The 23,155-nt window shown below is 62.1% G+C and carries 19 protein-coding genes and 1 tRNA gene; 6 read left to right on the forward strand and 14 right to left on the reverse strand.

Annotated elements, in window-relative coordinates; genetic code table 11:
* Positions 1-480: 480 nt before the first annotated feature.
* From FFA61_RS00315 to FFA61_RS00325, 3 genes are all read right to left on the reverse strand, one after another.
* Positions 481-1,281 carry an ABC transporter ATP-binding protein gene (locus tag FFA61_RS00315; RefSeq protein WP_005962505.1) on the reverse strand — a complete coding sequence of 267 codons (801 nt, stop codon included), beginning with the start codon at positions 1,279-1,281 and terminating at the stop codon, positions 481-483.
* Complete coding sequence (locus FFA61_RS00320) at positions 1,281-2,228, reverse strand: ABC transporter permease (protein ID WP_005962504.1); 948 nt, start codon at positions 2,226-2,228, stop codon at positions 1,281-1,283. Before FFA61_RS00320 ends, FFA61_RS00315 begins: the two co-directional genes overlap by 1 nt.
* A gap of 570 nt (positions 2,229-2,798) precedes the next feature.
* Positions 2,799-3,794 (reverse strand): ABC transporter substrate-binding protein, encoded by a 996-nt coding sequence (locus FFA61_RS00325; protein ID WP_005962503.1) that lies wholly within the window; start codon positions 3,792-3,794, stop codon positions 2,799-2,801.
* A 359-nt stretch (positions 3,795-4,153) separates the two neighbouring features.
* On the opposite strand from FFA61_RS00325, the gene FFA61_RS00330 reads away from it, so the two are divergent.
* Both FFA61_RS00330 and FFA61_RS00335 read left to right on the forward strand, forming a co-directional pair.
* Complete coding sequence (locus FFA61_RS00330; protein ID WP_040313833.1) at positions 4,154-5,470, forward strand: aspartate kinase; 1,317 nt, start codon at positions 4,154-4,156, stop codon at positions 5,468-5,470.
* 197 nt (positions 5,471-5,667) lie between these two features.
* Positions 5,668-6,717: an aspartate-semialdehyde dehydrogenase gene (locus tag FFA61_RS00335; protein WP_005962501.1), complete on the forward strand. Its 1,050-nt coding sequence runs from the start codon at positions 5,668-5,670 to the stop codon at positions 6,715-6,717.
* 364 nt (positions 6,718-7,081) lie between these two features.
* On the opposite strand, the gene FFA61_RS00340 is transcribed toward FFA61_RS00335, so the two are convergent.
* The 10 genes from FFA61_RS00340 to FFA61_RS00380 form a co-directional block, all read right to left on the reverse strand.
* Complete coding sequence (locus FFA61_RS00340) at positions 7,082-8,374, reverse strand: ABC transporter ATP-binding protein (protein ID WP_005962500.1); 1,293 nt, start codon at positions 8,372-8,374, stop codon at positions 7,082-7,084.
* Positions 8,367-10,502: an extracellular solute-binding protein gene (locus FFA61_RS00345; RefSeq protein WP_083879453.1), complete on the reverse strand. Its 2,136-nt coding sequence runs from the start codon at positions 10,500-10,502 to the stop codon at positions 8,367-8,369. Before FFA61_RS00345 ends, FFA61_RS00340 begins: the two co-directional genes overlap by 8 nt.
* Complete coding sequence (locus FFA61_RS00350; RefSeq protein WP_005962498.1) at positions 10,400-10,870, reverse strand: type 2 periplasmic-binding domain-containing protein; 471 nt, start codon at positions 10,868-10,870, stop codon at positions 10,400-10,402. The genes FFA61_RS00345 and FFA61_RS00350 overlap by 103 nt, the downstream gene beginning before the upstream one ends.
* A gap of 274 nt (positions 10,871-11,144) precedes the next feature.
* Positions 11,145-11,288 (reverse strand): hypothetical protein, encoded by a 144-nt coding sequence (locus tag FFA61_RS09355; protein WP_005962497.1) that lies wholly within the window; start codon positions 11,286-11,288, stop codon positions 11,145-11,147.
* Entirely contained in the window at positions 11,248-12,420 is a 1,173-nt protein-coding gene (locus tag FFA61_RS00355) for an MFS transporter (RefSeq protein WP_005962496.1), read from the reverse strand. Before FFA61_RS00355 ends, FFA61_RS09355 begins: the two co-directional genes overlap by 41 nt.
* Before the next feature lie 264 nt (positions 12,421-12,684).
* The gene (locus FFA61_RS00360) at positions 12,685-13,398 is read right to left on the reverse strand and encodes a response regulator transcription factor (RefSeq protein ID WP_005962494.1); all 714 of its coding nucleotides are present in this window, start codon (positions 13,396-13,398) and stop codon (positions 12,685-12,687) included.
* Positions 13,395-14,180, reverse strand: coding sequence for a sensor histidine kinase (locus tag FFA61_RS00365; RefSeq protein ID WP_005962493.1), 786 nt, complete (start codon positions 14,178-14,180; stop codon positions 13,395-13,397). Before FFA61_RS00365 ends, FFA61_RS00360 begins: the two co-directional genes overlap by 4 nt.
* A 157-nt stretch (positions 14,181-14,337) precedes the next feature.
* Complete coding sequence (trxA, locus tag FFA61_RS00370) at positions 14,338-14,700, reverse strand: thioredoxin (protein ID WP_005962492.1); 363 nt, start codon at positions 14,698-14,700, stop codon at positions 14,338-14,340.
* 335 nt (positions 14,701-15,035) lie between these two features.
* Positions 15,036-15,728: a TetR/AcrR family transcriptional regulator gene (locus tag FFA61_RS00375; RefSeq protein WP_005962490.1), complete on the reverse strand. Its 693-nt coding sequence runs from the start codon at positions 15,726-15,728 to the stop codon at positions 15,036-15,038.
* A 198-nt stretch (positions 15,729-15,926) separates the two neighbouring features.
* Positions 15,927-16,364 carry an NUDIX domain-containing protein gene (locus FFA61_RS00380; protein WP_005962488.1) on the reverse strand — a complete coding sequence of 146 codons (438 nt, stop codon included), beginning with the start codon at positions 16,362-16,364 and terminating at the stop codon, positions 15,927-15,929.
* 498 nt (positions 16,365-16,862) lie between these two features.
* Between FFA61_RS00380 and FFA61_RS00385 the strand changes: the two genes are divergently transcribed.
* From FFA61_RS00385 to FFA61_RS00400, 4 genes are all read left to right on the forward strand, one after another.
* Positions 16,863-16,933 (forward strand) — tRNA-Gly (locus FFA61_RS00385).
* 919 nt (positions 16,934-17,852) lie between these two features.
* Positions 17,853-18,914, forward strand: a complete 1,062-nt coding sequence (locus FFA61_RS00390; RefSeq protein ID WP_005962486.1) for a permuted SH3 domain-containing protein — start codon at positions 17,853-17,855, stop codon at positions 18,912-18,914.
* A 1-nt stretch (position 18,915) separates the two neighbouring features.
* The gene (locus FFA61_RS00395; RefSeq protein WP_005962485.1) at positions 18,916-19,638 is read left to right on the forward strand and encodes an ABC transporter ATP-binding protein; all 723 of its coding nucleotides are present in this window, start codon (positions 18,916-18,918) and stop codon (positions 19,636-19,638) included.
* A complete protein-coding gene (locus FFA61_RS00400; RefSeq protein ID WP_005962484.1) occupies positions 19,635-21,074 on the forward strand; it encodes an ABC transporter permease in 1,440 nt (479 codons plus the stop codon). Before FFA61_RS00395 ends, FFA61_RS00400 begins: the two co-directional genes overlap by 4 nt.
* Before the next feature lie 747 nt (positions 21,075-21,821).
* On the opposite strand, the gene FFA61_RS00405 is transcribed toward FFA61_RS00400, so the two are convergent.
* Positions 21,822-22,733 (reverse strand): HhH-GPD family protein, encoded by a 912-nt coding sequence (locus tag FFA61_RS00405; RefSeq protein ID WP_005962483.1) that lies wholly within the window; start codon positions 22,731-22,733, stop codon positions 21,822-21,824.
* Positions 22,734-23,155 lie beyond the last annotated feature (422 nt).

A 23,155-nucleotide genomic window follows, 5' to 3' on the forward strand; every position in this document is an offset into this window, starting at 1 on the left:
GCCCCGTGGGCATTTGTGGCCCTGCCCCCAGAAAACGAACGAGTGCGGGGCAGAAGAGACTTGTCCGTGCACAAGTCGGCCGACGCCGTATTCGGCCCACGAGCCTCGAAACTCCCCTATACCTCCTCGCACAAGGCCCTCCTCTCACATCCCCGAGTTGTCTCGCACAACGCCCAGCCCCGCACCTCGTGAAATGAGCTGGATTCAGCCTCCGCACTCCGCTCGCCCCTGGCAAGAACCCGCAGTCGTGCCACGTTTTACGCGTGCCCCTGGCAAGAACCCGCGGTAGTGCCTCGTTCTACGCGCGCTCCTTGCCAGAACCCGCGGTAGTGCCTCGTTCTACGCGTGCCCCGCTCGCCCCCTTGTGAGATCCCGTTCCCAGGTTCTGCACCTCGTGCCAGATGGTGTGCGCTTTGTGTCAATTGCGAGTACACGCATCGAAGGGGCCCGCACCTCGTGCAACAAGGCGAGCACAGGGGCTCAGGCGAGCAGCATCCTGTCGGACAGACCCTGCTCCTCCTTCCCGCGGAGCTTGTCGAACTCAGCAAGCAGAGAAGTGACCGTCGCCCTCTTCTTCTCCTCGCCAGCCAACTCGAAGATGATCCGTCCCTCGTGCATCATGATGAGCCGGTTACCCATGGACAGGGCCTGTTCCATATTGTGCGTGACCATGAGGGTGGTGAGGTGCTGGCGCTCAACGGCCTCGCGGGTGATCTGCGTGATGAGTGCGGCGCGCTTCGGATCAAGGGCTGCGGTGTGTTCGTCGAGGAGCAGCACCTTCGGTTTCGAGAAAGTCGCCATCGTGAGGGAGAGGGCTTGGCGCTGGCCGCCTGAGAGCAGACCGACCTTCGCGTGCAGTCGGTTCTCCAAGCCCTGCTCGAGGGGTGCGAGGACGTCGCGGAACATCTGACGCTTCTTCTGGGTGAGTGCGGGCCCGAGTGTGCGCCCCCTGCCTCGTGACCATGCGAGCGCGAGGTTCTCCTCGATCGACAGATGTGGGGCGGTGCCTGCCATCGGGTCCTGGAAGACCCTGGACACGTATTTCGCAACCTTGTAGTCGGGCAGTTTCGTCACGTCCTCGCCCTCGATCTTCACGCGTCCGACATCGGCCTGATAGCGGCCGGACACAATGTTGAGCAGCGTCGACTTTCCTGCGCCATTCGAGCCGATGATCGTGACGAAGTCCCCGGGGTCGAGGTGCAAGGAGATGTCGCTCAAAGCGACTCGTTCATTGACGGTCCTGCGGAAGAAGGTTTTCGTTACGGCCTCGATGTCCAGCATCAGAACACCACCTTTTCATTGTCGCGTTCTTCGGGCGTGTGCGTGATATCCGGCTCTGGGACGAGGCTGCGGTTGCGGCGGCGCTCGCGGATCTTCGAGAAGATGCCGATCCGGGGAATCATGAGGGCTGCGAAGACGATGATCGCGGAGATGAGTTTCATGTCGTTCGCCTCAAGGAACTCGACGCCGAGCGCGAGTTGGATGATGACGCGGTACACGATCGACCCGATGACGACGAAGAGGGAGGTGACCCACACCCCCTGCGAGCCGATGAGGGCAGTGCCGATGATGACCGAGGCGAGGCCCGCGACGATCAAGCCGATGCCCATCGAGATATCCGCGTAGCCCTGGTATTGGGCGATGATCGCCCCGGAGCTTGCGACTAGGCCATTCGAGAGGGCGAGGCCGATGATCTTCATCGTCCCAGTCGATACTCCCTGGGCGCGGGCCATGCCTTCGTTGTCGCCCGTGGAACGCATCCCCAGGCCGATCTGGGTCGAGAGGAACCAGTTGAACAGGGTGGTGACGATTGCGATGAGGGCGGCGAAGATGAGGATTGAGATCCAGGAACCGAGCAGCCCCTTGTCACGCAAGGGCGTCAAAAGGGTTTCGACGCCGCGGAGCAGGGGCACGTTTGCTTTGCCGAGGATGCGCAGGTTGATGGAATAGAGGCCGATCTGGGTGAGGATGCCGGCGAGCAGGGGGTGGATTCCCGCGTTCACATGGAGGAGGCCGGTGACCGTTCCCGCCACACAGCCCGCGAGGAAGCCACCGAGGGTGGCGAGCCAGGGGTTCTGCCCGGCGGTGATCATCACGGCTGCGACCGCCGCGCCGGTCGTGAAGGATGAGTCGACGGTGAGGTCGGCGATGTCGAGGACTCGGAAGGTGAGGTACACGCCGAGTGCCATGAGGCCGTAAATCAGGCCGAGGTCGAGAGCTGTGAGCACAGTGTTTCCTTTTGGGTGGGTGTGCTTGTGTTGTGGCTGGGGATGTGTGCGCCCGGGGTGGGAGCAGGGAGGTTTGGATCGGCGAGGCCCGGATTGGGGATGCAGACCTCTGGAGCGGGGATGGACGAGCTTCGGGGTGGTTCGTGCCTCCGGGTGAAAGCAGGGAGGTTCGGATCGGCGAGGCCCGGATTGGGGATGCAGACCTCTGGAGCGGGGATGGACGAGCTTCGGGGTGGTTCGTGCCTCCGGGTGGGAGCGGCAAGGCTCGGGGCTGGCGTTCGCAGGTTCGGTGCCGTGCTCGTATCCGGTGTGTTTCTTGTTCTGTTCCGACGCGCTCCGTGTGCCCGGTGCGCTGCATGCCCCCGGAGGGGATGTGCGAGTCGGAGGAAGGTGTCATCACCGGGCGCGAGCCAGACGATGACGTCATCACCGACGCGAGCCGCCACGGGTCCAAGGAGTCGTCACATGTCCGAGCCATCACCGGATCCGACTCATCACGGATCCGAGCCATCGCAGGCTCGAGCCATAGCCATCACGGGCGCGAAGTGAGGAGCTCGATAGACTCTCCAATCACTCGATGGTGACCGCCCTGTCCTTCAGGGACGCGGGGAGTTCCAGGCCGAGGGCCTTCAGAGTCGTCGTGTTGACCGTGAGTTCGTAGTCCTTTTGCGCTTCGACGGGGAGGCTTGCGGGCTCAGCTCCTTCCTTGAGGATCCTGATCGCCATTTCACCGGTTTGGTATCCGAGCTTCGAGTAGTCGATTCCGTAGGTTGCGAGGGCCCCTTGCGCGACCGAGTTGGCTTCTCCGGCGATGAGGGGGATCTTCGCGTCCTCGGCCGCTTGGACGACGGAGGCCAGGGCCGAGACGACGGTGTTATCGGTCGGAACGTAGATCGCATCGACTTTGGAGGCGAGATCTTGGGCGGCCTGCTGGACTTCGGCGGAGTTCGTCACTGCGGATTCGACGACCTGGAGACCGTCTTTCGCGGCAGCTTCCTTCGCAAGTTCAACCTGCACTTCGGAGTTGACTTCGCCCGAGGAGTAGATGATGCCGAGGGTCTTCGCTTTGGGTGCGAACTCTTTGACGAGGGAAATCTGGTCGGCGACCGGGTTCATGTCGGTTGTGCCGGTGATATTCGAGCCGGGGGCTTCCAAGGAATTGACGAGTTGCGCGGACACGGGGTCGGTGACTGCGGTGAAGAGGACCGGAACCTTCGTGATCGACTGGGCGGCGGCCTGGGCGGAGGGGGTCGCGATTGCGAGAACGAGGTCGAGGTCGGAGGATGCGAACTTCGAGGCAATCGAAGTGGCGGTCGCCTGGTCGCCCTGAGCGTTCTGTTCGTCGTACTTCACCTGGATGCCCGCGTCCTCGAAGGCTTTCTTAAAGCCTTCTCTGGCACTGTCGAGGGCGGTGTGGGTTGTGATCTGGGTGATGCCGATTGAATAGGCCTCGCCGGCGGGTGAAGCGGGGGTGCTCGCGTCGGTCGAAGTGGCAGAGCCGGAGCAGCCCGCGAGGGCGAGAACGGCGGCGGCTGCGGTTGCTGCGATGAGGGACGTGCGCTTCATGGGAGGCCTCCACGTGTTGGGAATGGCCGGTCGGCTGATCGGTCATCTGCCTTCGACGCTAACGAGGACGAGGGACGGGCGGACAGGAGTGTTCGCTTCGTGAACATATTTCGATCATTTTAATCTCAAATTGCGAGATGTGATCTGTTTGTGTGGAACTTCAGATCGAAGAGCAGTGAAAGAAGAGCTGCGAAAATAGAAGAAACATGTCGCAGATGCCCGAATATCGGGCGTTTAACGCTATCGGCCAAGGCCTCCTTAGGATGAAGAGGCGCGGCGCTCGCAGCATGAGTGCCCCTGGAGCGCTCACGCCAGTGGACGCTGCAGATGGTGAAGGCGCACAGAAGGAATGGGGACTCGTGGCACTGATCGTGCAGAAGTACGGCGGCTCATCAGTCGCCGACGTGGAAGCGATGAAACGCGTCGCGCGTCGCGTCGTCGAGACCCATGACGCCGGCCATCAGGTCGTCGTCGTCGTTTCAGCGATGGGTGATACCACAGACGACCTTCTCGACACGGCAGCCCAGATCACCTCCAAGGCTCCCGAGCGTGAAATGGACATCCTCTTGTCTGCAGGAGAGCGAATCTCCATGGCGCTCTTGTCAATGGCCGTTAATGAACTTGGCGTCGACGCTCAGGCCTACACCGGTGCCCAGGCGGGCATTAAAACGAACTCGAACTACGGTCGGGCCCAGATCATCGGTATGGTGCCCGAACGCATCGCCCGCACCATCCGCGAAGGCCAGGTCGCCATCGTCGCAGGCTTCCAGGGCATCTCCGAAGGAGAGGATGTCACGACCCTGGGTCGCGGAGGCTCCGATACGACCGCCGTCGCCCTGGCCGCCGCCCTCGGTGCCGATGTGTGCGAGATCTACACCGACGTTGACGGATTGTTCTCCGCGGACCCGCGCATCGTTCCCAAGGCGCATCGCCTCCGCACGATCACGCAGGAAGAGACCCTGGAGCTCGCCGCTCATGGTGCGAAGATCTTGCACCTTCGGGCTGTTGAATTCGCACGCCGCTACGGCGTTCCACTCCACGTCCGTTCGTCCTTCTCAGAGAAGAACGGCACCTGGATCTCGGACCATCCTGCAAACCCCGAGCTCAAGGGCCTCGTCCCTTCGGCAGCCCTCCTCGACCCCAAGGAGCAGCACATGGAGCAGCCCATCGTCTCCGGTATCGCGCACGACCGTTCTCAGGACAAGATTACCGTCACGAACCTCCCGAACAGCCCCGGTGTCGCGGCCCGAGTCTTCTCCATCTGCGCTGAGGTCGGGGCGAACATTGACATGATCGTGCAGAATGTGCCGGTCTCTGATCCGACGAGGGCGAATATCACCTTCACCCTTCCCGAGGGTGATGCGAAGGCCACCCTTGATGCACTTGAAGCCGCTCAAGACGAGATCGGATTCGAGGAGCTGCGATACAACCCGAATATCGGCAAGCTCTCCCTCATCGGCACGGGAATGCGAACGAACCCTGGAGTTTCCGCCCGACTCTTCAGCGCCCTGTCAGCGGCGGGCATCAATATTGATCTGATCTCCACCTCCGAGATTCGCATCTCCGTTGTCACCAAGCTTGACGACCTCGATCGAGCCGTCCAAGCCGTGCACTCGGCTTTCGGCCTCGACTCGAGTGAAACGGAGGCAGTTGTCTACGGCGGCACCGGCCGCTGACTCGCCCCTCAGTGCCCACCAGCCCTGAGAGCCTACCCACCCCGGAAAACTGCCAGCCATGGAAAGACACCACCCCCACCCGATCGCAAGTCTTGAACGCATACTGAATCCTTTTTCTCCACGCGCGGCGTGCAGCAGATGAAGGAAAACCGGGTCCCAAAAGACAGCGCGAATGCGCCTAACAGAAGGAAAGAATCATGAGCGGATTGAACGTCGCCGTCGTCGGAGCCACCGGACAGGTCGGCCGCGTCATGCGAACTCTTCTCGCCGAACGTGATTTCCCCGTCGAGACCATCCGATTCTTCTCCTCATCGCGCTCTTCGGGCACCACCTTGGAGTGGAAGGGCCAGCACATCACGGTCGAAGACGTTGCGACCTCGGACTTTTCCGGAATTGACATTGCAGTCTTCTCCGCCGGGGCGAGTGCCTCACGCGAGTACGCTCCGAAGTTCGCCGCTCAAGGCGCGGTTGTCGTCGACAACTCATCCGCCTGGCGTAGAGACCCTGAGGTTCCCCTCGTCGTCTCCGAAGTCAATCCCGAGGACGCGGCGAAGCGCCCGAAGGGCATTATCGCGAACCCGAATTGCACGACGATGGCCGCAATGCCTGTGCTCCGTCCGCTGGTCGATAAGGCTGGTGGCCTTGAGCGCCTTTTCGTGTCCAGCTACCAGGCCGTTTCCGGTTCGGGCATCAAGGGCGTGCAAGAACTGGTGAGTCAAACCCGCTCCGGTGTCAGCCAGGACCTCGCTGCCCTCGCCCTCGATGGGCGCGCGATCACCCTGCCTGAGCCCGAGGTCTACGTCGCCCCCATCGCTTTCGACGTCGTCCCCCTTGCCGGTTCAATCGTCGAAGACGGGAGTGAGGAGACCGACGAGGAGCAGAAGCTGCGCAACGAGTCTCGCAGAATCTTGCACATTCCGGATCTGCGCGTGTCCGGGACGTGCGTGCGCGTCCCTGTTTTCACCGGGCACACCCTAACGATCCACGCCGAGTTTTCTGGCGCGATCACAGCGGATGAGGCCCGCGAGGTTCTCGCTTCAGCCCCCGGTGTTCGCCTGGTCGAGGTGCCGACACCGCTTGAAGCGGCGGGACGCGACGAGGTGCTCTGCGGCCGTATCCGCCAAGACCAGGCCGTCGAGGGAAATAGGGGCCTTGTGCTCGTCCTGAGCGGTGACAATCTGCGCAAGGGCGCGGCTCTGAATGCGATCCAGGTCGCCGAGGTGGTGGCGAAGGAACTGCTCGGCTGAACGCCACAGTCCCGGGCTCGGGCCCCTCGCCCTGTCCGGGGCTCCAATTTCTGAGCTGGGCTTGGGGTGTGTTCGGCTTCCGGGGCTTGGGGTGTATTCGGCTTCCGGGGCTTGGGCGTTCGTGTTTTCTCGGTTTTGGGGGCGCTCGCGGTTGCTGAAGTTCGGGGCGCTCGCGGTTGCTGAAGTTCGGGGCGCTCTTGGTCCCCAAAAGCTTTGGGCCGGCGCCTCCACCCTTTGCGCCATGCTCCCATTCCCTGAGTGTCAGAGAGTAGGTACCCTGCTCCCGAGCAATAGTGCTCTGAGCCCCCATTCCCTGAGTGTCAGGGAGCAGGAGACCCCGGGGCTGGGCACTCAGTGTGAATTGTCAGTGTTCAGGGCTCCGAGTTGTTCCCTCACGGGGAATAACCCAACCTCCTCTGAACTCGAACTCGACATGATCGCCGAGCGTGAAAGGCTCTCGCACTGAAGAGTCCCTTGCGACGAGGGTGCCGAACTCGGTTTCGAGGTCATAGACCATGATGCCGCGCACGAAGAAAGCCCCGATTACCTGCGCGTGTCGTCCAATGATCGCCGAGGGCGGGGCCGCCAAGAGTTCGATCGCCTCACCGGGCATTGCGAGAAGTGCAGGGCCCAGGGAAAGGAGACTTCGCTTTGCGAACACCACATTGTCGCCCCCGGAATCCTTGACGCCGCCAGCGTCCCCGGAATCCTCGATACCGCCAGCGTCCCCGACCTCGTCCCCTGAGGTCTCGTCCTCGCTCCCCGAGGCTGCACCCCTCGAGGCTATGTCCTCTGAGTCTGCACCCCCACATTCCTTCACACGTGGTGCGGGCACGTGGAAGGAGGCCGAGCCGCAGCGTACGAGCGCAGTTTGCTCGCTCACGATCTCCTCGACTTCGCATGCGAGAACATTCGCAATGCCCATGAGGCGGGCGACCGCTTCTGAGTTCGGACGCTCGTAGAGCTCGCGCGGAGCACCGATCTGGCGGACCCGCCCAGCGTCCATGATGAGAAGGCGATCGCCGACAAGACACGCCTCCTCAACATCGTGCGTGACATAGAGGGCCGCGATTTTGAGCCTGCGGATCTCACGCAGGAGAGTTTGACGGATCGCTGCAGCGAGGGAGGCTCCGACGTGGGCGAGAGGCTCATCGAGGAGCAGCACCTTCGGCCTTGTCACCAAGGCCCGGGCGAGGGCCACTCTTTGCGCCTGTCCCCCCGATAGGGCATCAGGATAGCGATCAGCGAGGGCGATGATCCCCATCCTCGTCATCGCCGCTTCGACGAGGTCGTGCGCGTGCTTTGCACCAAGCGCTTTGCCATGCAATCCGAAAGCGATGTTCTCCCTCACGCTCATACGCTCGAAGAGAGCGGGTGATTGGAACACCAGTGAGCTTGGGCGTCGTTGGGGAACCACTCCCTGAAGGGAAGTCCCCTCGACTCGGATTTCTCCGCTGCACTCCTCGAAGCCCGCCAGGGCGAGCAGGAGAGTGGACTTTCCACAGCCGGAAGGCCCGACGACGGCAAGGACCTCACCGGGTGCGAGGCTGAAGGAGACATCGTGAAGGAATCGGGCTTCGCGCTGGAGTGCGAGGCCGTGCACGTCCAATAGAGGCTCAGCATGAGGTGTCGTCACCTCGTGGATCAGCTCAGACATGCGGTCTCCTGAGAGTCGGGATGAGGGCAGCCGCCGCCAAAGCGAGCATCGTGAGGGCGGAGGCTCCACCGAGGATCCCGAAGGTGAGGACGTGCCCTGTGGAACCGTGAGCTGCATAAGGAATGAGGGCGACTGCGGGAAATGCTGAGCCTGCGGGCACGACGAACACGGCCGGAGCGCTCATTGACATGACGATTGCGCTCAGCGCAGCCAGGGCGGCGAGGATTCGTCCTCGCCTCATTGGGATGACGACGTGAACGATGGTGCGCGTTCGGCTCGCCCCCGAATCCTCGGTGGCACGACGCACATCACGGGTGCCTGAAAGCGCGAAAACCATGAGGAAGTGGGCGGCGGGAAGGGCAAGCAGGAGATACGCGATAAGAACGGCAATGAGGCCCCCTGCAGGGGAGCCTCCGCCGACGAGCGGGGGAAGGAGGACGTGGCCTGCGAACTCGAGGGGACGTCGGTGAATGATGTGGACGAGGATGCCACCTGCGACGGGCGAGGCGAGTAGGCCCAGGAGCGCCACAGTGTTGAGCGCCTTCATGCGCCGCAGGTTCGACAGGGCGGTGATGAAACCAATGAGTGCGGCGATCGGGACGACAAGGAGGAGGACGAGGAAGGATTCTCGGGCGGCATTGAACAGGAGGGTCTGGGGGGAGCCTGAAAGGAATGCCACAACAAGTCTGTAAATGACAATGGCGATGAGCCCCAGGGCGGCGAGCCCCGCCAGGACGAGGGCGGCTCCAAGTGCGCGTGAGACGCGCCCGAAAAGCTCAGGCGCGTGCGCACTCGGAGCGAAGGGGGAAGCAGATGCTCGCTTCAAGCGCAGAACACGGGTGAGGCTGAGAGCCGTGATCGCGCTGGCAGCGAGGTAGAGAGCGAGGATCTTCAGGGCGAGGGAATGATCGGAGCTCGCGTTGAGTGCATGACGCGCCAGGGGAGCGAGGTAGGGTTCGCGGCCCGCGTTCACAGTCGAGGCTGATACATCGGACGCGGCCATGAGGCTTGCGACGGCGAAGGAGGGGAACACAGTGGACACGAGGGCGGGAGCGAGGATCCTTCGGGCGACGCGTGGTCCCCGAGCCCCGAGATCCTTAGCGGCGAGGAGTTCTTCACGAGATACGGAGGACAGCCCGAAGACCATGATGACTGCGGCGAACGGTGTTGCATTGAGGGCCACAGCTCCCAGGAGCGTCCAGATCGAGTAGGCGGGTGCCTCCAGGAGCATGAGCGTCTCGGCACTTACCGCCGGAGGGACCAAGCCCGGCAGGAGGATGAAAGGCATGAAGATAAGGCTCCGCCTTGGGGCGAAGCGCAGAGCCAGTGCGATGAAACTCCCGAGGAGGACAGCGATCCCACCTGCTGCGAGTGAAAGAAGGCCCGTCCTGGCAATGCTCGGGCCCAATACGATTCGCGTGAAGTTCGAGTCGCGTGCGGGAACGCTTCCGCACGCGGGGGCGGGCGAGTCGGTGATCTCATCGGGGGTGCAGCCCCTGGGGGCGTACACCTGGGCCTGCCATGCTCCGATCTCAAGGCTGCGGTTGAGGGATTCAACCTCGGGATCCGCTCCGTACACGGCAATGTCGAGTGCGGTGAGGCGCTGGGACAGGTTATCGGCCAGGCGACGCGAAATCGGCACCTGCCCTGCGATCGAAGAGGCCAGCGCCTGTCCCTCGTCCGACACGACCCATGCGAGGAAATCCTCTGCCTGCTTGCGTTCCTCTGCTCGCTTGGGAAGGGAAACTGCCCCGACTTCGAACCCTGTGCCGTCACTCGGGTAGACGGTCACGAGTTCGGCACCGAGTCTTTGTTCTTCTTCGCAGTAGGTGTCGAAGGTGATACCCGTCTGAGCACGGCCGATGGCGACGAGGTGAGCCGGGTCCGTACCCGAATCGGAGTAGGTGACGACCTGGGCATCGAGGGCGCGCAAGAAGGGAATCGATTCGGGGACCGAGCCGAAGCGCCCCGTCTGGACTCCGAGCATCGTCGCAGCGGTCCCTGAAGTGAGGGGCAGAGGGACGATCAGGGGAAGGCGTGAACGTACGAGTGAGTTCCAGGAGGTGAGCTGCTCACTCGCCTGAGGGGTTGCGCAGATCGAGAGGATCCCCCGTAGAAGCCGAACCAGGAGGCGGAGTGGTAATGCTCGGGCAGGCCCGAAACGTCGATGCCTTCAACGGGGCGGAGCAGTCCGAGGCGCTCGGCTTCGGCGTGCGCTTCAGCGGGGCCGCCGAGCCATACGTCGAATTCGGAATCCCCGTGGGTCGCCGCAAGGTGGGAAAGTGCTTCGGATGTGGGGACTCGGACGACGTCGACGCTGGTTCGAGTGTGTTGCTCGTAGTGTTCGGCGAGGGCGTCGCACACGCTCGCCGTGTTCGAGCAGACGACGAGGAGATCTGCCCGACTCGGTGCGAGCAGTGCAAGGAGGGACGTGAAAGCGGCGATGACGAGCACAAGCCCCGCGATGGGCAGGATCGGGAGGCGAAGGGTCGTCATTCATACACACTAGCGCCGACGATCCGGATAGGTACAGATCGTCGGCGCTAGCGGGATTGTGAGAGCCGGGCTAAGCCTTAGGGGCTCGTACCTGGTGCTCTGAGAATGGGGCCGGGCTTCCGGGCAAGAGGAAGCCCAGCCTCAGGAGAACTCATCCTTCCTGGAGTGCGGTGGCGTGGCGGGCCTCCATGAGGCGACGCTCGTCCTTGCCGACGATGAACATCAGCACGACGGCGGCGATGGCCACGACGACGAGGAAGCCGTAGGCGACGTTTCAGCCGAAGTAGTGGATGAGGGTGCCGACACCCGAGGAGGCGAGGGTCGCGCCGAGCAGGTAGCCGAAGAGGCCGGTGAAGCCTGCTGCGGTGCCCGCGACGTTACGCGGCGACAAGTCGATCGCCTGCAGGCCGATCAGCATGACCGGGCCGTAGATCAGACCGCCGATGATCGCAATGAGGACGTAGAAGATCCAGATCGGAGCGCTGAGCGGCATCAGCCAGTAGATGAGCACGCTCACGCCGACACCACCGAGGAAGAGGATGCCCGCGCCCGAGCGCCAGCCCTTGAAGACCTTGTAAGAGACCCAACCGCACAGGATCGTGCCGACGATGCCCCGCGCCCTCGTAGATCGCGAAACCGAGGATGCCTTCCTTGACGTTGACGCCGTGGACCTGCTCGGTGAGGTAGATCGGGATCCAGGACAGGACGCCGTAGCGCAGGGTGTAGACGAAAACGTTCGTGAGGGCGAGCAGGACGACGACGCGGTTGGTGAGGACGTGCTTGAAGAGCATTTCCTTCCAGCCCATCGCATCGCCCTTGATTTCCACCTTGGCCGGGTCATTGCGGAACTTCTCGATCGGCGGCAGACCCATTGCTTCGGGACGGTCGCGGATGAGGAGGAAAGCGATGAGGGCAACGACGAGGGCGACGAGTGCGGGCGCCCAGAAAGCGGGAGTCCAGTCGGCCTCATTCGTCGCGAAGGTTCCGAGGGCCCAGGCGGAGATCAAGCCGACGCCAGCACCGCCGACGTTGTGGGCGCAGTTCCAAATGGAGGTGAGCCAACCGCGCTCGGAGGTGGAGAAGCAGTGGACGAGGACGCGGCCTGAGGGAGGCCAGCCCATGCCCTGGAACCAGCCGTTGATGAACATGACGACCGCGAAGATCCCAACCGTGGCGGACAGGGTGGGGACGAAGGCGATGAGGAGGTTCATGACGGCCGAGAGGGCGAGGCCGATCGGCATGAAGTAGCGGGCGTTCGCACGATCCGAGAGCATCGCCATGAAGAACTTTGAAAGTCCGTAGGCGAAGAGGACGGCGTTGGCGACGATACCGATGCCGACCGTGTTCATGATGTCGTAGTCCTTGAGGATGAACGACACCAGGGTCACGTTATTGCGGATCAGGTAGAAGCCCGCGTAGCCGATGAAGATGCCCAGGAAGACGTTGGTCCTCCACGTCTTGTAGGTCGGGGCGACACGCTCAGCGGGAAGCGCCGGTGCCGCGGGCGGCGCCGAGAGAAACCCGAGGGGGCGTGAAGGCTGTGGAGACATCGTTGTTTCCTTCAGGATTGAACACAAAAAGGGACACTCTGATGGTGGCGCGCAGCGGGTAACAGTCCGAGAGGGGATTGGTGGCGAAAAGAAACAGTTCTGTTACCGAGGGGGTGTGAATCCTCAAGATTCGGGCGGGGGCTGCAATCTGGGGGCTCAGGTTACCTCTTGCCAGTTCGGAGGGGATTTGCTCGTGTTGACTCTCGTTAGTGTGGAGACGGACGGCCATGCGGCAGCCTCGTCAGGAGGAGCCGATGTGAATCCTCAAGACTCGGGTAGGGGCTGTTCGCCCTCGTCAATGAGGAGGCGATAACCGCGCCCCCTCACTGGTTGGATGACACCCGGGTCCATGCCCACGCGTTCGAGTTGACGGCGCAGGCGGTAGATCGTCGTCTTGATCATGTTGTGGGCACCGGTTGCGTCAGTCGTTTCCCACGCCTCGTTGAGCAGGTCACGCCAGGCGACATCTTGGCCGACGCGAGCCACGAGGGTCGCGAGGACTTTCAACTCGGTCGGGCTCAAGGTGATGGGTTCGCCCTTCCATGAGGCGGCGTGCCGATCCACGTCGATATGCAGCTCGCCCGCGTCCAGTATTCGCTCTGGCGCTGCGGGCGTGGAGCGCCTGACAATCGCCTGGGCGCGCAGCGCTAACTCGCGCGGGCTGAAAGGTTTCGTCACATAGTCATCGGCCCCGGCCTCCAGGCCAGCGATCCGGTCTTCTTCATCGCCGAGGGCGGTCAGCAAAATGATCGGAACATCGTCTCCGCGGGCTCGGATTCGCTTGACGAGGTCGATGCCAGAACCGGTTGGTGTCATGATGTCGAGGACCACAAGATTGACGCTGTGGGCGGCCAAGTGCTCCCAGGCGCGTGCGGTGTTCGCAACGCTCAGGCATTCGAAGCCCTGGGTCTGCAAGGCGAACGACACGATAGACAGCATTTGGGGTTCGTCGTCGACGACGAGCGCTCGCGGGGTCATGATCGTTCTCCCGGAAGACGGATGTGGACGGCGGTTCCTCGTCCTTCGACAGAGTCGATCATGAGGCTTCCGCCGTGGGCCTCCACAATGCGGCCAGCGACCGCCATACCGATGCCCGTCCCCGGGTTTGGCGCAGAGTCGGAGATGAAGGGGGCGAGGACTGTCTCTTGTTCATCCTCGGGAATGTCCGTCCCCGAGTCTTCAATGGAGATGAGTGCGCCACCGCCTTCAGCCGGTGCGACCGACACGATCACCGCCTCGGAAGAGGCGTGGCGTAGTGAGTTGTTAAGCAGATTCCAGATGAGCTGTCGGATCATCGGCGCGTTCGCCGGGACGATGAGGACTCCGCCGGGGGCGTCCACTCGAATCGGGGTATCGCTGATCCGGCGCATTTCCCGGGCGGTGGAGGCCACGACCTCGCGAATATCCACGGGCTCTGTGGCGAGCGGGTCGGATGAGTGCAATTTGAGGTCGGTGAGCATGGATTCTGCCAGTGCGATGACGCGCTGAGTGTTCGTCATCATCGTGTGGAGGAACTGGCGTTGAGTGTCCGTGAGTTCCCCAGCCATCCCCTCGGATAAAAGTTCCCCCGCTCCGCGAATGAGGGCGAGCGGGGTTCGGATTTCGTGGGCGAGAACAGCGGGCGCATTCGCGGTTTCGAGGGCGCGGAGTCGGAGTGACTCGAGTTCCTTGCGCAAGTGTTTCGAGGTGGCGCGTTCGTGGAGGAAAAAGATGAGGAAGAGGACGCAGAAGGACCACCCGGTGAGTGCAAGGTACTCCATGCGGGTGGTCCTTCCGAGTCGAAAGAGGAGTGGCCAAAGGGTCCTGCTCGTCGAGGCTGAGGCGGGGTGAAGCCGCATGCTCGGCCTGGGTGATGAGGAGCGGAATTGTGACCTATCCTACTCTCTTACTCGTGGGTGGCCTATGGTCGCCGGGAAATCACTTCTCCGATTCGGCGATCTGCTTGCGGATCTCGTCCATGTCGAGCGCGCGGATCTGCGAGATGAGGTCCTCGAGGGCGGGGCCGGGCAGGGCGCCGGCCTGGCGGAAGATCGCGATGCCATCGCGGAAGGCCATGAGGGTCGGGATCGAGGTGATCGCGCCGGCGCGGGCGAGGTCCTGCTCAGCATCGGTGTCGACCTTGGCGAAAACAATGTCGGGGTTCTTATTCGAGGACTCTTCGAAAACGGGGGCGAACTGACGGCAGGGGCCGCACCAGGAGGCCCAGAAGTCGACGAGGACGATGCCGTTGTCGGAAATGGTTTTTTCGAAGGTGTCTGCGGTAAGAGCGACGGTGGCCATGCGGTCTCCTTGGGTTGTCGGGCTGAGCCCGGGGTCAGTCGGGCTGGGCCCGAGGTCATGAGCGCTGCGCCGGTGGCGTTGCGCATTCGGGCTCTCGCCCTTTCGTTGATTCCAACGATGCCCTATACGCGAGTATTCCGCGACAGCGGGAAAAGACCTGTGATCCGCGTCCCCTTTAGGCTTGTCTGTGTTCCTGTTCAGGCTTCTTCGTGATCCTGATCTCCTCTTCGCCCGGGCTGCTTCCTTGCACTCGTCCTCGTCTGTGGGCGCTGGTGTTGTGTCGAGCGGAATCGATGGGGTGCTGCTGGTTGGAGGGGGACGCCAGTGTGGATCTTTCAATTCGCAACAGGGCAGCGCATGTATGAGGTCTCGCGGTCTTCAGCCGATTCGAGGTTGTCGCCAGTTCTGATCGGGGAGGGGATCTTCGAGATCGTCGAGGCCGGTGAACCGACCGCGCGCAGAATGAAGGCTTCGATCTGGGTGATTCGAGTGCGGCGCTCAGGCTGGGAACTTGGTAGATGCTGGCCCGCGAGGCATGCCTGGATCAGTCTGATCAAGCCGTAGGCGTCTTGCGTTGGGATCAATTTCTGACGCATCGCGTCGCCGAGGATCCTCAGCAGCATCATGCCGATGACATTCGCATGTTCGTGCAGGTGACCGGAGTTTTGGCTTGAGACCTGGTCGCGCAAATGGATGCGGCCCGCCAGATGATAGCGGCTGGTCATTTCGAGGTGGGTGCGCACATAGAGGCGGAGTTGTTCAATGGGGTTGGGCTCATTCTCGACGGCGTTGGCGAGAATATTCGCGAACTCCTTGGTCGCTTCAGACATGTAGGCGAGGAGGAGGACTTCTTTGTCCTCGAAATGGTTGTATACGGCGGTGCGTCCGACCTTGGCGCGAGTGGCGATCTGCGACATGGTGATGGTGTCGAAGGGCTGCTCGGCGAGGAGCTGTCCGAGAGCGTCGAAGAGCTTCTTGCGCGTCAATGTGCGGTGGTCGGCGAGACTTTCCCCGATGATTTTCGGCATAGTGACATTCTGACACTTCAGGCTGGCGTGTCGTCAAATGGGTGGTGAAGCAGACCCTGGTGAAGTCGAATCTGGCGAAGCGAGTGGGAGCCTCGGACGAGAAGAGGACGGGAACGGCATGGAGAGAGTTCGGGAGTCGGAGTGGCAAGAGAGTCCGGGAGGCAGCGGCGGGAAAAGATGAGAGGCGGGGCCGTGCTGTCAGTTGATCCTTCGCATTCTCGCGCAGCGATTCGCGACGGCGAGCGCAATGAGTAAATCGTTTCCGATCCAATCGAGGAGTGCGAGTTCCTCAAGGGGCACCCAGCGGAGTTCGGAATGCGAGCCCCTCGGGGCCGGTTCGGGAGCGCCCTGCTCGACCTCGGCGATCCACACGCCCATACGGCGCTCCTGCATGATCGGCCACCACTCGCCCTCGGGGGTGAGAACCTCAGGTCCGATGGAGATCCTGGTCCCGAGTTCTTCATGAATTTCACGTGCGAGGGCGTCCAGGGGCTCCTCGCCCTCGTCGATCTTGCCGCCGGGCAGTTCGAATCCCCCAGCGAGCTCAGGCGGGTAGGCGCGTGCGGCACACAGCAGGTGGCGCGGATTGGCCAGGGAATCGACTATCGCGGCGGCGACGACTGGAGTGGGAGTCACGCGCTCAGTCTAGGAGCATGAAGCGCATGGATGAGTCGAGCTCGTGGCGATAGAGACTGTCTTCTTGGGCTGCTCCGAGGGATGTCCTGCCGCGTCGGTCTGGGGTATGTCTTGTCGGAGTGGTCTGTGGGGCGCGTGCCGGGTCGGTTTGGGTGTGTCTTGTCGGAGTGGTCTGTGGGGCGCGTGCCGGGTCGGTTTGGGTGTGTCTTGTCGGAGTGGTCTGTGGGGCGCGTGCCGTAGGAATCTGAGCTTCGAGGAGCCCGTGGGAACTGTGAGTTCATTGTGACTGGAACGTCTGTGCTCGCCGAATGCCCTCAAGAGATTGCGTTTCGGAGATCTCCCGGGCACAACTGTGTTCGTTCCCCCGCTCGTGGAGACGTGGGGGCTGCACGATTTCGGGCCTTTTGTATTCCTGGCGACCTGTGGTTTTGTGTTGACGTGGACGCTCGCGGCGAGTCCGGCTATGATTTGGTGAGTCGCTTCGCTGCTGCGAAGTTGGCGGGCGTAGTTCATCGGTAGAATGGAAGCTTCCCAAGCTTCAGAGGCGGGTTCGATTCCCGTCGCCCGCTCGATCAGGCTGGCCCGGCATTCGCCGGGCCAGTTGTGCATTCACTGGCACAGCGGCGACTGTGTCGGACTCGCCGCATACTGGCGCCAGTCCCTTCTTGCCCTCGGTGACCGTGGAGCCGTCATTGCATACCAGCAAGCAGGCCCCTCTTACGCGCTATGGGCTCCCGGCTGTCCTACTGTCGATATCGCATACGCTCTTACGCTCTTACGCTCTTACGCTCTTACGCTCTTACGCTCTTACGCTCTTACGCTCTTACGCTCTTACGCTCTTACGCTCTTACGCTCTTACGCTCTTACGCTCTGCCCTTCTTGCGCTCTCTGAGCGTCGAGCCGTCGTTGCATGCCAGCACTAGTCCCGGTTATAGGACAAAAAGGGGATGCGGACACTTGTGTCCTATAACCCGCGATCTCGGTGGTGGTGCGTGCGTTGGACCTGGCGTGAGATTGTGTTTGGGGTGTGGGTGCGGGTGTAGGGGAGGGTGTTGTCTCCCCTGGTTGTGATCTCGGTGGTGGTGCGTGCGTTGGACCTGGCGTGAGATTGTGTTTGGGGTGTGGGTGCGGGTGTAGGGGAGGGTGTTGTCTCCCCTGGTTGTGATCTCGGCGGTGGTGCAAGGCCGGGACCCGGTGCGAGATCATGTTTGGGGTGAGGGTGCAGGTCTAGGGGAGGGTCTTGTCTCCCCTGGTTGTGATCTCGGCGTTGGTGCATGCGTCGGACCCGGTGCGAGATTGTGTTTGGGGTGTGGGTGCGCAGGAAGAGAAACAAGAATCTGGGACCAGACCAGAAACCAGGGGACCCCGGAAGAACCCTGAGACTCCCCCGGTTCTTACCTGAGAATCCTCCTCGAGGGCCGTTTCCTCCTCTAATTTGAACGTGATTCCACGCGAATCCAATCGATTCTACGGATCTGAGGAGTTTCCATGTCGTCGTCGACCCGATCGAAGCGTGTCCTCGCAATTGCACGGACACTGATTTGGGCGATCATCGCGCTCGCCCTCGTGAAGTTCGCATTCTTCCCAGCGAACGGAGACGATACGGCCGAATCACTCAATCCGGATGCGAACTACACGCAGATCACGGTTACCCCCACGAAAGCTGACATCACGAACACAGTCCGCGCAAAAGGGACCGTCCAATCCGATCCTTCGGTGACAGTGAAAGCGAGCGGCGAGGGTGAGGTCACCTACATCGGGGCTCTTGACGGCACGGCTGTCGAGTCGGGAACCCCGATCCTCGAAGTTCGCAAGGAAATCCCCGGGGAGACAACGACGAGTGTTGACGCAGAGGGCACTCCGCAGATGCAGACCACTCCGACGACCTACAGCTATACGACGATCTACGCGAACGCCACGGGGACACTCCATCTGAATGCGCTGATCGGACAGCGCTTCTCGATTGGCGATCCGGTCGCCACGATCCAACCCTCGACCTTCTCAGCCTTCGCGACCCTGAATGCCGACCAGCTCTACCGCATTCAAAATGCGCCAAGCGAAGCGACCTTGACGATCACAAACGGCCCAGCACCTTTCACCTGCTCAGGCCTGGAGATCGTGACCCCCGAGAAAACCACGAAGTCCGAGGACCAGAACAACCAGCAGAACACCCAGACCGGCATTCAGGCGAAATGCCCGATTCCCGCTGAACAAACGGTTTTCCCAGGCCTTCAACTGACCATGGAGATCGTTTCGGGACAGGCGAGCCAGGTACTCACACTTCCTGTGAGCGCAGTCGAGGGCCGCTTCCAAACCGGCTACGTGTACCTCGTGGGCGAGGAAAGAACCAAACCACAGAAGCACCCGGTCAAGCTCGGTATCACCGATGGGAAGATCGTCGAGATCACCGAGGGCCTGAGCGAATCCGACTCCGTCCTCGAATTCACACCGAGCGCGAAGAAAGACAACACGAAGCGAGAATCCGACACAGGCGATCTCGGAGCCCCAATCGCAGGCAACAGTGCCACAACCTCGGAAGCGGATAGCTGAGATGTCCTTCATCGAACTCGAAGGGGTGACAAGGACAGTCACCTTGCCAGACGAATCCGACCTTCGGATCCTCACTGGAGTGGACCTGAAGGTGGAAGCAGGTGAGCACGTGTCGATCGTCGGCCGTTCGGGCACGGGCAAGTCGACAATGCTCAACATTATCGGAATGCTCGACCTGCCCACTGCGGGCAGATACACGATCGACGGAATAGATGTCGCCTCCCTTAGAGAGGGGCGGCGGGCACGCCTTCGAGGTGACACCGTCGGCTTCATCTTCCAGCAGTTCAACATTTTCAACGCTCGCACAGCCCTTGAGAACGTCGAGGTTCCCCTCCTTTACTCCAATGGCGCACGATTCTGGAAGCGCCGAGAGCTCGCTACCCGCATGCTCGAGCGCGTCGGCCTCGGCGATCGAGTGGACTCGCATCCGACCCAGATGTCTGGTGGTGAGCAGCAGCGCATTGCGATCGCGCGTGCACTCGTGCGCAGCCCGAAGATTATCCTCGCGGATGAGCCCACCGGCGCCCTCGACCCTGACACTGGTGGGAGCGTCATGGAACTCCTTGAGACAGTCGCCGCGGAGAATAATGCCGCGCTTCTCGTCATCACGCACGACCCGAAGGTCGCCGAACGGGCCGACCGGGTGCTTGAGCTCTACGATGGAACGCTTCACGAGGGGCGGGTCTCACTGCCTTCGAGCGAGTCAAGGGAGGTGAAGGCATGATGTCGCCTGAGCAGATTCTTGGTCCAATCGTCGAGGCGTGGGGGGAAGTGAAGGCACAGAAAGCCCGCGTCATCCTCTCCCTCGTCGGTGTTGTCGCCGCAGTTGCTGCCATGTCGACCGTTATCGCCCTCGGTGATCTCGTCCTCCAAGCGAGTCGCGAGATGATCGACGCGGAGATGGGGCGCTCCGTCACCTTGCACGTCAGCGCCTCGAAGGTTTCCGAGGACGAGGGCGAAGGCACTGAGGTATCGGTTTCTGAGCACAACTACGGCGGATCTGGAAGCAGCAATCCGATGAACGCCGCGAGCCCTGATCCACAGGGACAAGGACAGAATCCACAGGGACAAGGACAGAACGAGGGCGCGAACGTAAGTCCGGGAGGGATTTCCGACCCGATGGGTGAGGCCATGGAAACGCTCGCCTCTCGATTCGAGATCCCCTACTGGTCTCGCTTCGAAAAAGGATATGTTTCCTTCGAAGAGGTCTGGAAAGCTGAGGAGACAGGGCAATTCCGCGGCTACCCGACCATTAAGAACCGGCTCGAAGGAAACGGTGAGATCGGTGTCTACGCGGTTGACCCGAGCTATTCGACGATCTTCCGCCTCCAGCCCTCACACGGCCGCTGGATAGAAGAGGGAGATGCTGATCAACGCCTCGTGCCGGTCGTCATCAACTCGATCCTGTGGAACTCTTTGGGACGCGCACCGATCGAGGACCCGATCATCCTCACCTCCGATGATGAGGCGAAAACCCGCTACAGGGTCGTCGGCGTCATCGACGCATCCTCCCAGTGGGACGAAGCGAAGATGTACGTGGACTACCGGGCGTGGCAGTTCGTCAAGCTCGGAGGTCCGAACTCTTCAGGAACAGGCTCTTCAGCTCGCCCTTCGGTCGAGATGCTCGTCTGGAGCGGTGAGGAGCAGGCCGAACAGGCCAGGGAGGTCCTCCCAGATGCTCTCGCCGCCATTCTCGGTAAGGGGTGGAAGGGCTCGGTTTATGGTGGCGAGAAGGTTGAGACCGGTGAATCCGCCCTCCAGACCGCGCAGACCGTGGTCATGATTGTTGGTGGGATTGTGATTCTCCTCGGTGCACTCGGGCTTTTGAACGTGGCGATCGTGACCGTCAGGCAGAGGATCCGCGAAATCGGCATTCGTCGAGCAATGGGAGCCTCAGCCAAGCGCGTCTTCTTCGCGGTGTTCATGGAGTCGGTGGTCGCGACTTTCGTTGCGGGTGTCATTGGTGTTGGGCTGGCGATCGTGATCGTGAGGTTCTTGCCGCTGGAAAGCCTCGACATTGTGCTCCAAGGCAAACCGGCTTTCCCGGTGAATGCGGCGATTTCCGGTGTGGCGATTTCGACGGCGATTGGCGCGCTGTGTGGGATTATCCCGGCTTTTGCTGCGGTGAGAGTCAAACCGATCGACGCGATCCGTTACTGAATCGAGGTGCTTCGAAGGAGGTGCAGGCTGCGGGTGTTTCTGAGGATTCGCCCGCAGCTTGCGGCTGTTTTTGTGAGAAGCGCATGAGGCTTTTCCGGGGGAACGCATGAGCTTCGAGGGGGCGAGAGGGGCGTGAGGCCGCACCCGCCCACACCTTCGCGTCAGCGCGAGAGGCTTCCGGATGCGAGGGGGCGTGAGGCTCCGGATGTGAGAGGGCATGAGCCTTCCGAATATGAGGGGGCGTGAGTGCCCGGGCATCATGCCCGTCTCCACACCAGAGAGCCTTCCAGATGCGAGAACGCATGAGGCTCGAGGCATGAAAGCGCGTGAGGTGGTGCCTGTGAGACTTCCGGATGCGAGCGGACGTGAGAGAATCACCGACACCCTGCGCAAACGCGACGACGAGACTTCCGGATGCGAGCGGACGTGAGGCTTCTGGCGCAGGGGCCGTCCGGAAAGCTCGCACAACACCGGAAAGTTCGGGCGACATCGGAAGAGAAGGCCAGGTTCGCGCAAACCCCGAAGATTCGCTATGCATACAGCTAGAGTCCCTCGCTATGTCGCGCGCCTCGCCCGGAAGACTCCCTGCGCGTGGCCCTCGCTATGCTGCGTCCTTGCCTCGGCAGGAACGCCCCCACGCCTCCAGCCAAGGAAAGGAGAGGTAAAGAGAAGGGGTTTTTCGAAGAGGCTCGGATCATGCTGCGAAAACCGCGCAGCATGGTGTCAACCGCGCAAGACAAGGGAGGATCAGCTGCTCGGCAGTGCGATTCGATCCTCGTCCTGGATCACCACCAGTCCATCCGTGATAAGGCTCGCGAGAACCCGGGGCGCCTGATCCGCGTCCGCACCGGGAAGTGCCGCAGCTTCAAGAGCCTGCGCTCGTGAAACCGAAGGGGATGCATCCTCTGCTCTAGCCTCATCCGGGCTGCGATGAAGCGACCTCAACAGCGCGATCACTCGTCCTCGTGCCTGACGGTCCGTGCCCGCCCACGCCTGAGCCCTGCCTCGTCGTTCCGATGCGGGTTTACCTGCGAGGAACCACCTGCATGAGGAGACGAGCGGGCAAGAATCGCACGCGGGCGAGCGTTGGACGCAGTGCAGCGCACCGAACTCCATGATCGCGACGTTCCAGCGCGCGCATTCGGCGCCCTCGACGGGCAGAAGGGAATCGGCCAGAATGCGCTCCTGCTTGGATGGGGCAGAGGACGAGGGCCGCTCGCATCCCAGCACAGTACGTACGAGCACTCGTCGGATATTCGTATCCAAAACCGCGATTCGGGCGTGGAACTGGAAGGACATGAGTGCGGAGGCCGTGTAGGGGCCGATCCCCGGTAGGGAGCACAGCTCCTCGTAATCCGCAGGAACCCGGCCTCCGGGCCGCTTCGCGATCGCGATCGCACACTCGCGCAGGCGAAGCGCCCGCGAGGGGTAGCCGAGCCGTTCCCATTCGACGAGAACCTTGGCAGGACTCGCCGCCGCAAGGTCTTGCGGGGTCGGCCACAGCTCCATCCAACGCTGCCAGATCGGTTGAACGCGCGGCATCGGCGTCTGCTGGCTCATGACTTCGCCAACCAGCGTTCCCCAGGGCGAATTCCCTGGTGCGCGCATGGGCAACTCGCGTTTGTTCGCGTCGAACCAGTCGAGGATCTTTTCGCGCATGCTCGCGAGTTGTGTGTGCGAGGGCGGGGTCGGCCTCGTCGTGGATGTCGGCACGGGCACAGCCTAAAGGAATCCGAGGAGGGGAAGGATCGGGGGTGCGGGTGTGAGGAGGGTGGGGGTGCAAGCCTGGGCACAGGGGTTTCTGTGGGGAACTGGGCACAAATCGGACAGTGGGTGCACGCTTTGGCGCGGGGCTGGGGCACAACCTGGTGTGGGACTGGGGCGCAACCTGGCGCGGGACTGGGGCACAAGTCGGACAGTGGGTGCGGCCCTGGCGCGGGACTGGGGCACAAGTCGGACCATAAGAGAACGAATACAGGTGATTGCCCAGGTGGGAGAGCTGAAGTTCCCACAAAAGGGTTGAGGTTGTGCGGCTTGTGGCCAGGCACCCCTCGGCAGAGGCTTGAGGTTGTGCGAGTTGT

Origin of the sequence: Schaalia cardiffensis F0333 (assembly GCF_005886435.1) — a bacterium.
Taxonomy (GTDB): domain Bacteria; phylum Actinomycetota; class Actinomycetes; order Actinomycetales; family Actinomycetaceae; genus Pauljensenia; species Pauljensenia cardiffensis.

Coding starts and splice junctions, on each gene's coding strand:
- FFA61_RS00400 (WP_005962484.1), top strand. CDS start 19,635: ATGATGTCGCCTGAGCAGATTCTTGGTCCAATCGTCGAGGCGTGGGGG.
- FFA61_RS00360 (WP_005962494.1), bottom strand. CDS start 13,398: ATGACCCCGCGAGCGCTCGTCGTCGACGACGAACCCCAAATGCTGTCT.
- FFA61_RS00365 (WP_005962493.1), bottom strand. CDS start 14,180: ATGGAGTACCTTGCACTCACCGGGTGGTCCTTCTGCGTCCTCTTCCTC.
- FFA61_RS00390 (WP_005962486.1), top strand. CDS start 17,853: ATGTCGTCGTCGACCCGATCGAAGCGTGTCCTCGCAATTGCACGGACA.
- FFA61_RS00340 (WP_005962500.1), bottom strand. CDS start 8,374: ATGTCTGAGCTGATCCACGAGGTGACGACACCTCATGCTGAGCCTCTA.
- FFA61_RS00355 (WP_005962496.1), bottom strand. CDS start 12,420: ATGTCTCCACAGCCTTCACGCCCCCTCGGGTTTCTCTCGGCGCCGCCC.
- FFA61_RS00325 (WP_005962503.1), bottom strand. CDS start 3,794: ATGAAGCGCACGTCCCTCATCGCAGCAACCGCAGCCGCCGCCGTTCTC.
- trxA (WP_005962492.1), bottom strand. CDS start 14,700: ATGGCCACCGTCGCTCTTACCGCAGACACCTTCGAAAAAACCATTTCC.
- FFA61_RS00375 (WP_005962490.1), bottom strand. CDS start 15,728: ATGCCGAAAATCATCGGGGAAAGTCTCGCCGACCACCGCACATTGACG.
- FFA61_RS00315 (WP_005962505.1), bottom strand. CDS start 1,281: ATGCTGGACATCGAGGCCGTAACGAAAACCTTCTTCCGCAGGACCGTC.
- FFA61_RS00350 (WP_005962498.1), bottom strand. CDS start 10,870: ATGACGACCCTTCGCCTCCCGATCCTGCCCATCGCGGGGCTTGTGCTC.
- FFA61_RS00405 (WP_005962483.1), bottom strand. CDS start 22,733: ATGCGCGAAAAGATCCTCGACTGGTTCGACGCGAACAAACGCGAGTTG.
- FFA61_RS09355 (WP_005962497.1), bottom strand. CDS start 11,288: ATGCTGATCGGCCTGCAGGCGATCGACTTGTCGCCGCGTAACGTCGCG.
- FFA61_RS00395 (WP_005962485.1), top strand. CDS start 18,916: ATGTCCTTCATCGAACTCGAAGGGGTGACAAGGACAGTCACCTTGCCA.
- FFA61_RS00335 (WP_005962501.1), top strand. CDS start 5,668: ATGAGCGGATTGAACGTCGCCGTCGTCGGAGCCACCGGACAGGTCGGC.